The organism is Arthrobacter terrae, from assembly GCF_015708085.1.
GTDB lineage: Bacteria > Actinomycetota > Actinomycetes > Actinomycetales > Micrococcaceae > Arthrobacter_M > Arthrobacter_M terrae.
The window spans coordinates 59647-72062 of record NZ_JADNYM010000004.1 but is presented as its reverse complement, the minus strand read 5'-3'; the positions used below and the strand labels follow the sequence as shown (position 1 = coordinate 72062).

General features: G+C 61.6%; 9 protein-coding genes and 1 tRNA gene. 7 read left to right on the top strand and 3 right to left on the bottom strand.

Annotated features, from left to right (window positions below):
- Nucleotides 1–98 precede the first annotated feature (98 nt).
- Both IV500_RS03600 and IV500_RS03595 read right to left on the bottom strand, forming a co-directional pair.
- The gene (locus tag IV500_RS03600) at nt 99–1172 is read right to left on the bottom strand and encodes an alkene reductase (protein ID WP_196395461.1); all 1074 of its coding nucleotides are present in this window, start codon (nt 1170–1172) and stop codon (nt 99–101) included.
- Nucleotides 1173–1364: 192 nt separating this feature from the next.
- A tRNA-Leu gene (locus tag IV500_RS03595) sits at nt 1365–1447 on the bottom strand.
- Nucleotides 1448–1756: 309 nt separating this feature from the next.
- Between IV500_RS03595 and IV500_RS03590 the strand changes: the two genes are divergently transcribed.
- The 7 genes from IV500_RS03590 (at nt 1757) to pknB (ending at nt 11553) form a co-directional block, all read left to right on the top strand.
- On the top strand, nt 1757–2566 hold the full coding sequence (locus IV500_RS03590) for an FHA domain-containing protein (RefSeq protein ID WP_196395460.1): 810 nt from the start codon (nt 1757–1759) through the stop codon (nt 2564–2566).
- On the top strand, nt 2563–3048 hold the full coding sequence (locus IV500_RS03585) for an FHA domain-containing protein FhaB/FipA (protein WP_196395459.1): 486 nt from the start codon (nt 2563–2565) through the stop codon (nt 3046–3048). Before IV500_RS03590 ends, IV500_RS03585 begins: the two co-directional genes overlap by 4 nt.
- A 2-nt stretch (nt 3049–3050) precedes the next feature.
- Nucleotides 3051–4715 carry a PP2C family protein-serine/threonine phosphatase gene (locus IV500_RS03580; protein WP_376770182.1) on the top strand — a complete coding sequence of 555 codons (1665 nt, stop codon included), beginning with the start codon at nt 3051–3053 and terminating at the stop codon, nt 4713–4715.
- Nucleotides 4712–6157: an FtsW/RodA/SpoVE family cell cycle protein gene (locus tag IV500_RS03575; protein WP_196395457.1), complete on the top strand. Its 1446-nt coding sequence runs from the start codon at nt 4712–4714 to the stop codon at nt 6155–6157. The genes IV500_RS03580 and IV500_RS03575 overlap by 4 nt, the downstream gene beginning before the upstream one ends.
- On the top strand, nt 6154–7614 hold the full coding sequence (locus IV500_RS03570; RefSeq protein ID WP_196395456.1) for a peptidoglycan D,D-transpeptidase FtsI family protein: 1461 nt from the start codon (nt 6154–6156) through the stop codon (nt 7612–7614). The genes IV500_RS03575 and IV500_RS03570 overlap by 4 nt, the downstream gene beginning before the upstream one ends.
- On the top strand, nt 7611–9503 hold the full coding sequence (locus IV500_RS03565; protein ID WP_196395455.1) for a protein kinase domain-containing protein: 1893 nt from the start codon (nt 7611–7613) through the stop codon (nt 9501–9503). Before IV500_RS03570 ends, IV500_RS03565 begins: the two co-directional genes overlap by 4 nt.
- Nucleotides 9504–9576: 73 nt before the next feature.
- Complete coding sequence (pknB, locus tag IV500_RS03560; RefSeq protein WP_196395454.1) at nt 9577–11553, top strand: Stk1 family PASTA domain-containing Ser/Thr kinase; 1977 nt, start codon at nt 9577–9579, stop codon at nt 11551–11553.
- Nucleotides 11554–11556: 3 nt separating this feature from the next.
- On the opposite strand, the gene IV500_RS03555 is transcribed toward pknB, so the two are convergent.
- Entirely contained in the window at nt 11557–12198 is a 642-nt protein-coding gene (locus tag IV500_RS03555; RefSeq protein ID WP_196395552.1) for an aminodeoxychorismate/anthranilate synthase component II, read from the bottom strand.
- Between the last annotated feature and the right edge of the window lie 218 nt (nt 12199–12416).

Here is a 12416-nt window from a genome sequence, read left to right as displayed (position 1 = left end):
ATAAACCCTCTTCACGCCTAGTTACGTATTAATTCACCATTAGTTCAACCATCTATTTTAGCCGACTCACAAAATCATTCAAATATGAATCCGGTGTGCTAAATTCCCAGCGCCGGATAGTCCGTGTATCCGGCGGCTCCGTCGCTGTAAAAGGTCAGCGGATCCGGCGCGTTCAACGGCAGGTCCTCCCGCCACCGCCTCGCCAGATCCGGATTCGCTATTGCCGGCCGGCCCACAACGACGGCGTCCGCATGTCCGTCTGCCATCAGCGCCATTGCTTCGTCCCTGGTCGTCAGGACGCCGAAACCGCTATTGATCAGCAACGGGCCTGCAAACCGCGCCCGCAGATCCTTCACCAACGGGCCAGTGGGGTCCTTATGCAGAATGCTCAGATACGCCAGCCCCAACGGGGCGATCGCCTCCAGCAGGGAACCATAGGTGGCGTGCACATCTGCGGCATCGGTTTCCAGCGCGCCTTGAATATTGTGCTCGGGCGAAACCCGGATTCCAACGCGTGCGGCGCCGATCTCCGCAGCCACGGCCGTAACAACGTCAACCACAAAGCGCGCGCGGTTCTCCGGCGAACCGCCATAGCCATCGTCGCGTTGATTCGATGCAGGGGAGAGGAACTCGTGGAGCAGATAGCCGTTGGCGCCATGCAGCTCTACGCCGTCGAAGCCGGCAGCAATGGCGTTGCGTGCGGCAAGGACGAACTCGCCTACGACGGCCTTCAATTCGCCCCCGCTGAGCTCATGCGGAACGGGATACGGAAGCTTACCGTCGTAAGTCCGGGCGAATCCATCAATGGCGATTGCACTAGGACCCACCACTGGAAAGCCACCGTTTATGGCCTCGTGCGTGACCCGGCCGGCATGCATGACCTGGGCAAAGATGCGGCCGCCCTCTTCGTGGACTGCCTGCGTTACTTTGCTCCAACCTGCCAACTGCCCGGGCGTGACCAGTCCGGGCTGACCGGGAAATCCCTGCCCCGCCTGACTGGGGTACGTGCCCTCACTGACAATCAGACCCAAGGAGGCGCGTTGGCGGTAGTGCTCCGTCACGAGCGGACCGGGAACCCCGCTCCGGCCCGAACGCGAGCGGGTCAGCGGCGCCATCACGAGCCGGTTTCGCAGCTCAAGAGCGCCAAGGGTCAGGGGGGAAAACAAGTTCAATTCAGTCTCTTTCCAGTCGTATCGGGTCCACCGGTCGCAACGCCGCTGGCTCTGCTGATATTTCCGTTTGAGACCAGACTCACCATCGCCGGCACTTCGGTCATCCCTGACTCTCCCGCACAAAAAGAACGCCCCGGTCCAAAGACCGGGGCGTTCTTGATCCTCCTGGTTTGACCCTGAAGGGTATTTGGGTGCGCGAGGGGGGATTTGAACCCCCACACCCGTTAAGATACTGGCACCTGAAGCCAGCGCGTCTGCCGTTCCGCCACTCGCGCTCTGCCGTCTTCCTACCTGGCTCTTCAGCCAGATGTTTCAGAAACTGAAACCAAAAGAACAGCGAGATTAAGAGTACCCGCACTGCGCCGAAACACCTAAACGTCCGGGATAACACGGTCCGCTGCGACCGGACGAACTCCAATGAGAGGCCAGTGCTGCCGGCTGCGGTGACGCTGAGCCGTCACCGAACCGGGGCGTGAAACGGCGCCCGGAACTGAGAACAGATGGGGATTTTCGCACTTCTGCCCAGTAGTATCGGGATGGACAAGTTTGCGCACGATACCGGGCAACTGTGAAGGAGAGGGCCGATGGGGCTGTTGGATAACGTCGAAAAAGGCATCGAAAAAGCCGTACGCGGCGCCTTCTCCCGCGGATCAAAGGCCCAGGTCCAGCCGGTGGAACTTGCCAGTCGTCTCCGGCGCGAGCTCGATGACAAGGCCATGACTTTGGCCGCAGGACGAACATTGGCGCCGAACGTCTTCGATATTCAACTCAGCGAACACGATTTCGAGCGCGCCCGCAGTTGGGGCACCGCTCTGGCCGAAGAGCTCTGCGACGTCGTTATCAATCACTCGCGCGGTCAAGGCTATGTACTGCAGGGCCCCGTTCGGGTTGTCTTCCATCAGGATGCGGACCTGAAAGCCGGCGTTTTCCAGATAAACTCCAGGACCGAAAAGACCGGTGGCAGCACTTCCGTAAACCCGGACGAAGATCAACCAACGCATAATAGCGTCCCGGCCGAGATGCCCGCGGGATTCCCCACCGGGCGCCCCAGCGTGCCCCCGCGTGCGCCCGCCGTGACCGGCCTGCAGAGCCTTCAACCGGTACTGGACATTGATGGCCAACGCTACTCACTCAATGCACCGAGCATTATTCTGGGACGCTCCTCGGAAGCGGACATTCTCATCGATGACACGGGCGTTTCCCGCAAGCATCTGGAGATCCGGACCGAACACGGCCGGTCGACCGCCGTAGATCTCGGCTCCACTAATGGCAGCTACGTCAATGGCCGGAAGGTCTCCGGCAGCACCGAACTGGCCGACGGCGCCACGGTGACGATGGGCAGGACGAAGATCGTTTTCCGGTTACTCCCGATGCGGAACAGGGAACGCGAATGAATGAACTCAGCGGTCTGACTGTTACCGTACTGCGCTTTGGTTTCCTGCTGTTGCTGTGGCTGATGATCTTCAGCGTTGTCGGGGCGATGCGCCGGGATCTGGTGATTGGCCGTAAGACCAAGGTCGGCACACCAACGGCCCGCCAGGCGCGCCGACACCCCGAACTGGTGGACGCACCTCCCGTCCGTGCCCAGGCACGGACCTTGGTGGTGACCGAGGGCCCGTTGTCCGGGCGCACTCTGGAACTGTCCGGGACGCCAATTCTGCTCGGTCGAGCTCAAGAAGCCACGCTCGTTCTCGAAGACGATTACGCCTCCGGACGGCATGCCCGGCTCTTCCCGCAGGGAAGCCGGTGGTTCATCGAGGATTTGGGCTCGACGAACGGCACATACCTAGGCGACCAGCAACTGACCCGCGCACTGCCGGTCGAGCTCGGCGTCCCGGTCCGGATCGGTAAGACGGTCATCGAATTGAGGCCATGACTATGGCCGACCGTCCACTTGTCCTCCGCTATGCCGCGCGCTCGGATGTCGGCAAAATCCGGGCCAAAAACGATGACTCTGCCTACGTGGGGCATTTCCTTGCCGTGGTCGCGGACGGTATGGGGGGCCACGCCGGCGGTGATGTTGCCAGCGCGTCCACGGTGCTGGACCTGATCCATTTGGACCGCGACGGGTATCAAGGCGATGCCGGCACCTACTTGGCCGACGAAATTCAGACCGCCAACTCCTTGTTATCCGAGCTGGTCCAGGTAAACCCGAAGCTGGCGGGCATGGGGACCACGGTGACGGCTTTGCTGCTCTCCGGTCATAAGCTCGAATTCGCCCATATCGGCGATTCGCGCGCGTACCGGCTCAAGGACGGTGCGTTCAAGCAGATCAGCAAGGACCACACCTTCGTTCAGCGGATGATTGACGAAGGCCGCCTGCGTCCGGAGGAAGCGGAGACGCATCCGCACAAGAATGTCCTCATGCGCGTTTTGGGTGATGTGGATGCATCCCCCGAACTTGACCTTAGAACCTTCGACGTCACCCCCGGAGAGCGCTGGCTGCTTTGTTCCGACGGCCTGAACTTTGTCCGCCATGACGTGGTGGAAGACGTCGTCCGCAATACCCGTTCGCTCTCGGATTGCGCCGACACACTCATTGAATTAACTCTTGCCGCCGGGGCGCCGGACAATATCACCGTGGTGGTTTTTGAAGTCGCCGAGCTGACCGGGGATGATCTGGACACCGCGGCACTTCCTGCCGTGCCCGACAAGACCGCGGCCCTGTCGGAGTCCGAGGGACCGGTCAATTCCGGCTTGGCCGAATCCAGCGGGGTGGAAGCCCCGGTAGACGAAATCAGCACACCGGGATCCGCTGCGCCGACAGAGCCAACGGCGGAGGAAATCGGTTCACATCTAAGCGCCGACATTATCAAGGCCGAATTGGCCGGCCGGCCGCACGAACTTGTCGGGGCCGCCGTAACCGCCGCAGCCGAGGGGAAAATCCCGGCATTGGCAGGACGCCCCGCAGCCTTAAGGGCAGCCGCTGTGCTGACGCATAAGCCCACCTCGCCCGCCGGCGTCGAACCTGCCGAGGGCGACGAAACCGACGGATATGAGCCAGCAAATCTACTCGCACCCCGGCGGCGCCGCGTCCTGAGAATCGTTCTTGCCGCCGCCATCCTGCTGATCCTGCTGCTGGGCTTGTGGCTCGGCTACGCGTGGACCCAGACACGCTATTACGTTGGCCAGGCAAATGGACACGTGGCAATTTTCAACGGGGTGTCCCAACCTTTAGGACCCGTCTCGCTTTCCCATGTCTACCGGGAAACCGGCGTGGACGTTTCAAATCTTCCCGACTACTCCCAGCAAAGGGTGGCCCAGACCGTTCCGGCCGCCGGGCTGGCAGACGCCCAGCAGATCATTATTGACCTCCAGCTCGGCACAGGATCCGGCGCTCCGCCGTGCCCATCCCCAGCTCCTTCGACGGCGTCATCCACCGGCACAGCCACCTCATCGCCTGCCTCGGCAGCTCCAGCGACCGTCACCCCATCCACTTCTGCCGCTTCTGCCGCTTCTGCTGCTTCTGCTGCTTCCGGGCAGCCAACGGCATCCGGGTCCGGCCCGGTCAGCACGGCAGCCTGTTCGGGAGGTTCCAAATGAGCCAGCTGCAGACCGTGGCCAAACCACGGCGCAACATTGAGCTCGTCCTACTGATCCTGGCTTTGGTAGTGGGCATTTCCGCCAATGCGCTGGTCGATCTTAATCTGGACCGCCCCTTCGATTCCGACTTCTACTCCCAAGCGGCTGTCCTGACCGTCCTCGCACTCGGGATGCATATCTCGCTGCGCTTTCGCGCAAAATATGCCGATCCGGTAATACTTCCTATTGTAGTTGCCCTCAATGGCGTCGGCCTGGCCATGATCCACCGGTTGGACCTCGCAACGGACGACACTGCCGGTCCGCGCCAGTGGCTGTGGACCACCGTTGCGGTCCTGGCGGCCATATCCGTTATCTGGTTCCTGCGCGACCATCGGGTACTGCGGCGTTTTACCTATATCTCCCTCATCGTCAGCGTAGTGCTGCTGATCCTGCCGCTGATTCCCGGCATCAGCGCTGGAGATGTGAATGGTGCCAGCGTGTGGATCAGGATCGGCAATAACTCTTTCCAGCCCGGTGAGATCGCCAAGATCACATTGGCTATATTCTTCGCCGGTTATCTATCCTCCAACCGCGATCTGATCCTGCTCGCGGGAAAGAAAATCGGTCCCCTGCAGCTCCCCCGGGTCCGCGATCTGGGGCCAATGATCGTGGCTTGGCTGGCCAGCGTCGGCGTCTTGGTATTCCAGCATGACATCGGCACCTCGGTGCTGTTTTTCGGCCTGTTTATGATCATGATTTATGTCGCTACCAGCAGGATCAGCTGGGTTGCGATCGGCCTGGTACTGATCGCCGTCGGCGGCTTTTTTGCCATCAGGATCTTCCCGCACGTGGGTCTGCGGGTCAACACGTGGGTGCATGCCTTCGATCCGGAAGTGATTGGCCGCGGTGTCGGAAGCAGCTATCAGATCGTGCAGGGTCTGTTTGGCATGGCCAGCGGCGGGCTGATTGGTTCGGGTCTGGGACAAGGGCGGCCGGATATTGTCCCGCTGGCCAACAGCGACATGATTATCGCCTCGCTTGGCGAAGAGCTTGGCATGATCGGTCTGTTCGCAGTGGTGCTGCTCTATCTATTGCTGATAACCCGCGGTTTCCGCGCCGCACTGGGAACCCGCGATGCTTTCGGCAAACTGCTCGCCGTGGGTCTGTCCTTCGCAATTGCCCTTCAGTGCTTCGTCGTCATCGGCGGCGTTACCCGGCTGATTCCGCTCACTGGCCTGACCACACCATTCCTGGCCGCCGGCGGCTCCTCGCTTCTGGCCAACTGGATAATCGTTGCCCTGCTGCTGTTGATCTCCAACGCCGCCCGGCGCCCCATCTTCACTGCTCCCGCGAAGGAACCGCACGTCCCGGCCGGCGAGCCGCCCGCGTCGGGTCCCCCGCGTACACCCGTGCAGACGCCGCGTTCCATTAAAACTCCGTCCAAGAAGGTGATTAGCCCGTGAACCAGGCCATCCGCAGTTCCTGGCTTGTCGCCGTCGCGCTTTTCGCGTTGGTTTTTGGCTCCATCACTTATATTCAGTTCTTCGCCGCAGACGATCTGAAAAATAATGACCTCAACAGCAGGGGCCTGATCGAGCAGTTCTGTAGCGATCGCGGTGCCATTCTGGTGGGTGGGCAGCCTATTGCGGAGTCCGTCCCGTCCCCGGATAAGTGCAAGTTTCAGCGCGTCTACCATCAGAGCGAGCTTTATGCCGGTCTGACCGGGTTCTTCTCCCGGGCGTACGGACAATACGGCATCGAGAAGGCAGAAAATGCGCAGCTTACCGGGGAAACCGCCGATGCCTTCTACGACAAGGTTCTCTCCTTGCTTTCCGGCGCGCAGCCTAAGGGCAGGTCCGTGGAACTGACCATAGATCCCGCGATCCAGCAGATGGCTTACAACATGATCCCGGATGGCCAGCGGGGTTCCATCGTAGTGATGAATCCCAAGACCGGCGCCATCATCGCCATGGTGTCCAAGCCGTCCTACGACACCAACGTGCTGGCCGGTCATGACGCCACCTCGGTGGCCAAAAACTACAACAGACTGCTGGGCATTGACGGAATTGATATGTTTGGCTCCAGCGCTTACACGAAGTTGTATTCTCCCGGTTCGGTGTTCAAGCTTGTTGATACCGCAGCTGCCCTCGCGTCCGGGAAATACAATAAGGATTCCGTGCTGGCGAACCCGCAGGAACTGTCGTTCCCCGGAACCGATGCCACGCTGCCCAACTACGTCAACGGCGGCTGCGGCGCCAAAACCCAAGCGGGTTTCTCCTTTGTCCTCGAACAATCCTGCAACACGCCCTTCGCGGAAATAGCCCTGGATCTGGGGCAGGACGCCATTACCGAGCAGGCCAGGAAGTTCGGCTTTAACGACGATTCGCTGTACTTTCCGGACAAGGTAACGGCCAGCAAGTTCCCCGGCAGCAAGGGCCAGCTGGGTACGGCCGAACTGGCCCGAAGCGCTGTTGGCCAGCAGGATGTGCAGGCAACTCCGCTGGAGATCGCGATGATGACGGCAGCCATCGCCAACGGCGGCGCCCAGATGAAGCCAAACCTGGTGAAATCGATCCGCACTCCGGACCTAAAACCGGTTGAGGAATTTACCCCTGAGGTCCTGCGGCAGTCCACCACTCCGGAGATAGCCCATCAGATCACGGATTGGATGACAAATGTCGTGGACAAGGGCATTGCGCATGCAGCCACTGTCCCTGGCGTTGAGGTGGCAGGAAAAACCGGCACGGCCGAGGGCATTCCGGGCGTGGTCAACAATAACGCCTGGTTCACCGGATTCGCTCCGGCGCAGGACCCCCAAGTGGTGGTATCAATCGTCATGTCAAATGTCGATATTGCCACCGGAGCACAATTGACCAGTCCAAACGCAAGCAAACTTATCGAGGCGGTGTTGAATAAGTGAGGCCTACATCGGGTATCACCTTAGGCGGCAGGTTCCAGCTCACATCTCGCATTGCGATTGGTGGTATGGGTGAGGTCTGGCGGGCCAAAGACCTGGTTTTGGGCCGGACTGTGGCGATCAAGATTCTCAAGGAGGAATACACCGGGGATCCGGGCTTCCGCGAGCGGTTCCGGGCCGAGGCGCGCCACACCGCGCTGCTGAACCACGTCGGCATCGCCAATGTCTTTGATTACGGCGAAGAAGACGGCTCCGCCTATTTGGTGATGGAGCTGGTCCCCGGCGAGCCGCTGTCCAGCATCATCGAACACGATCACGTGCTTTCCTCCGACCGCACGCTGTCGATCATCGCCCAGACCGCCCGGGCACTGTCTGTCGCACATGCGCAGGGGCTGGTACACCGCGACGTCAAACCCGGAAACCTACTGATCACACCTGAGGGTCGGGTCAAAGTAACCGATTTCGGCATCGCCCGGCTCGCCGACCAGGTCCCGCTCACCCAAACCGGGCAGGTTATGGGGACGGCGCAGTATCTGGCTCCCGAGCAAGCCACAGGTCAGCTTGCCACCGGCTCCAGCGATATCTATTCCCTGGGCATTATCGGCTACGAGTGCATTACCGGTCACCGCCCCTTCTCTGGTGAATCCCAGATTGCCATCGCGTTGGCCCAGGTCAACGATGCACCACCGCCGCTGCCGGACACGCTTCCGACTCCAGTGCGCGCGCTGCTGATGTCAATGTTGGCTAAGGACCCGGCAAACCGTCCGGCAAACGCGAACAAGCTCGCGGACGCGGCCGAAGCCATCCGGAATGGAGACATCAACGCCGCCCACGCCGCGGCGCCCGGAATGCTCCTGTTCGAGGCGACCACCGGACCCATCACGGCGCCGGTAGACGTTCCCGGAACCGCCGCTACAACAGCCGTTCCGTCGAACTATTCGCCCGACTATTCTGCTGCGGCGACTTCTGCCCTGCCCACCGTTGCAGGGGCCACCATCAGTGCCCAAGCGGGTCCGGGCAATACGCTCTCCCGCGGCGAGGAGCCGGCGGCCGGGCAGCAGTGGGACGAGGACGACGACGAAGCTGCCGCACCTGCCAAGCGCGGACGCAGCCCTTGGACCTGGCCGCTGGTTGCCCTGATCCTGCTGGTCCTCTTTGTCATTGCGATGGTGGTTCTGCAGCAGCTGGGTGTTTTTTCGCCCAAGTCCACGCCGGTGACGTCCAGTGCCAGTTCCAGTGCCAGTTCCAGCACCAGTTCCAGTTCCAGCCCGTCGCTGAGCAGCACTGCGCCACCGCCGGAAACGACGGCTTCGGACATGGTGACGATCCAGCCGGATCAGTACAATGGCCGGCCGTTCAGCGAAGTCCAACGGGCCCTCATTAATTTGGGGATGGGGGTCAATCCGGTGGAGGTCTTCGACTCAACGGCCGCGGGAACCGTGATTTCTATTGCCCCCACGGGTGCGCAACCAAAAGGCACCACCATCAACGTGACCTATTCCAAGGGACCGGAAACGGTGACGGTTCCGGCATTTGCCGGCCAGAACGCTGAGACGTACAACTCCCAGCTCCTGACCCTTGGTCTGGTGCCGGCAACCAATAACGCACCCAATGCAGCCAAGGCAGGTACGGTCATCGAGGTCGCCCCGGCACCGGGCAACAGTGTGGCCAAGGGAACTACAGTTACCTACACAGTCTCGACCGGACCGGCGCCGACCACGCAGGCGCCTGTACCTGCCCCGTCACCGACGCACGCGCCTGCACCATCGCCGACGCAGGCGCCGACCACGCCCGCCACCCCCGCGGCGCTTGCCACGCCGCCGGCTGCGCTTACTGACTGCGGCGTGGGAGAGTCCGCCGGCAGCCCCGCCACCTGCAAGCCCGCCCCCTAATCGGAATCGCGCCGCCGTCGCACCCTGCAACCGCAACCACAATGACCCGATAATCGGAAAGGACCGCTGAATTATGAATATGCCGCGCGTCCTCAATGAACGGTATGAATTGGGTGAGCTGCTGGGCCGCGGCGGTATGGCTGACGTGTACATCGGCAAGGATACCCGGCTCGGACGTACTGTAGCGGTGAAGCTGCTGCGTGCTGATTTGGCCCGCGACCCGCAATTGCAGGCACGGTTCCGCCGTGAGGCGCAGGCGGTAGCCGGGCTGAACCATCCATCGATCGTCGCGGTATATGACACCGGGGATAACAGTTCCACTGACCCGCTGGGGGATGGCCCTCGAATGCCGTTCATCGTGATGGAATTCGTTTCGGGCCGGACCCTGCGCGATCTGGTCCGGAGCAAGGAACTGACCATTGACCATGCGATTGATTACACGCTCGGCGTGCTGTCCGCGCTGGAATACAGTCATCGTGCGGGCATTGTGCACCGGGACATCAAGCCGGCCAATGTCATGGTCACCGACGACGGCAACGCGATCAAGGTGATGGACTTCGGGATCGCGCGCGCCATCGCGGATTCTTCCGCCACCATGACCCAGACGCAGGCCGTGATCGGCACCGCTCAGTATCTCTCTCCGGAGCAGGCCCGCGGGGAAACAGTTGATGAGCGCAGCGATCTGTACTCGGCCGCCTGCCTCTTCTACGAGATGCTTACCGGACGGCCTCCCTTTATGGGGGACAGCCCTGTCTCGGTGGCCTACCAACATGTCAGGGAAACGCCGGCGGCACCCAGCCGCTTCAATTCACTGGTCAGCCCGGCTCTGGACAGTGTGGTGTTGCGCGCCCTGGAAAAAAACCGGGCCGACCGGTTCCAGAATGCCGCGGCCTTCAGGCGTGCCCTGCGGGCAGCCAAAGGCGGCGTGCTTATCGCTCCGTACTCGGCCAACGAAGCTCCGACCGAGGCATATGGCATGCAGCGGACTCCGACTCCACCATCAGTGTCCACTGTCGCCGTCGCCGTGGGAGCGCTTTCCCGGTCCGAGTCGGAAAATCTCCATGACGACGGTCCCGCCACACGTGCCATGGCCAAAGCGCTGTCCGGAAGGCCGCTCACCACCGGAGTTGCCCCCGATGAGGACCCGAACGCGCTGCCACTGGGGCTGCCCGCAGAGAAGGAGCGGGACCACGCTACCCGCCGGCGCCGTCATGCATCGATCATCACCTTTTTTGTTCTGCTGGCCGTATTTCTCGCTGGCGGCGGCGTCCTCGCCTATAACCTGATCAGCGCAAAACCACCCGCCGCGGTCCAGATCCGCATTCCCGATGTCCGCTCGATGCCGGAAACCGATGCGATGGCCGAGCTCTATAACGATAGTCTCCGGCCTTCGCTGCAGCGCCACTACGACCCTGCCGTAGCCAAAGGACTCGCAGTAGGCACGGATCCGTCGGCAGGGGCGTCGGTCGATCCCAATACGACCATCACCTTGATTATTTCTGATGGTCCCGCCAGCGTGCAGATCCCCAACTCCCTGATCAATGTCACCGAACCTACCGCCCGGGATGCGATCCGGGCGCTGGGGCTGGTGCCGGGGGAAACCAAACAAGTCAATGACGGCACCGTCGGTGCCAACCTGGTGGTCACGACCAGTCCATCACCGGGCCAGGTGGTGGCCGCGGGATCGAAAGTGGATCTCATGGTTTCGACCGGCAAGGTGACGATGCCGTCGCTGATCAGCCTTAGCCGGGAGGAAGCCCAACAGGCCATCCAGAGCGCCTCAAGGACACTGCAGGTATCCTTCGTCGAGAAGGAGAATTCCGTGGTGGCGCCGGGCAGGGTTACCGGTCAGTCAGCTGATGCGGGGTCCAGCGTTGACCAGTATTCCACCGTCACGGTGGAGATCGCCAAGGCACCCGCACCCGCAACTACACCTGCACCTGCTCCTGCTCCGACCGAGACAGCGACGCCGACGCCCCGTGCGACGTCGTCGGCCTGCGCATCCAAGAAAGCCACGGACTGCAGCCCATCCCCGGCACCTAAAAGTTAGACGTTACTGGCTGATAAGCGGACTCATGCCGGCGGCCCTGGCAGCCACGCCTTTCATACCCAACGACTCCAGCCAGTTTCCCAGCATCAGATAACCACCCTCGGTCAGGACGGACTCCGGGTGGAACTGAACTCCGTACAACGGCGCACTCCGGTGTGCCAGACCCATGACCACGCCGGTCGCGGTTTCCGCCGTGATCTCCAGCTCGGCCGGAATGGATTCCCGAACTGCTGCCAAAGAATGGTACCGGGTTGCCGTAAAAGGGTTAGGAAGCCCCGCGAAGACGTTTGAGCCCCCGTGCTGCACCGCGGAGGTCTTGCCATGCATCAGCTCCGGTGCGTGGGTCACGGTCCCGCCATATGCCTCGGCAAGGGCCTGATGCCCAAGACACACGCCCAACATCGGCTTAGTCTCGCGGCCGCACCACTTGATCAGATCAATGCAGATACCCGCCTCGGCCGGCGTCCCCGGCCCGGGAGAGATAAGCACGCCATCACGCGGACCAGCCAGTTCGATGGCTTCGGCCAACGTGACATCGTCATTGCGGACGACCGTGGTCTCAGCGCCAAGCTGCTGCAGGTAGCCAACCAGGGTGTAGACGAAGCTGTCGTAGTTATCGACGACCAGAATACGTGTATTCATAATGATTGGTGCCAATCGTAGTTTCGGTGAACGGCGTAACCGGCGTAACCGGCGTAACCGGCAAAGGTCAGGGCAAAAAATCCGGCCCGGCAATACCGGATTTCCGGTTTGGTACATTCCTGTAGCGCCACCGTAATCCGCACCGCCCCCGTCATGGCCTGGTTTTGCAGCCTGAACGGCTAGAATTACAGCCAGAAACCGAACAGACCCCGTCCATGGAA

Bases quoted from the DNA above. Each gene is read 5' to 3' on its own strand.
- pknB (WP_196395454.1), top strand. From the start codon at position 9,577: ATGAATATGCCGCGCGTCCTCAATGAACGGTATGAATTGGGTGAGCTG.
- IV500_RS03590 (WP_196395460.1), top strand. From the start codon at position 1,757: ATGGGGCTGTTGGATAACGTCGAAAAAGGCATCGAAAAAGCCGTACGC.
- IV500_RS03585 (WP_196395459.1), top strand. From the start codon at position 2,563: ATGAATGAACTCAGCGGTCTGACTGTTACCGTACTGCGCTTTGGTTTC.
- IV500_RS03580 (WP_376770182.1), top strand. From the start codon at position 3,051: ATGGCCGACCGTCCACTTGTCCTCCGCTATGCCGCGCGCTCGGATGTC.
- IV500_RS03575 (WP_196395457.1), top strand. From the start codon at position 4,712: ATGAGCCAGCTGCAGACCGTGGCCAAACCACGGCGCAACATTGAGCTC.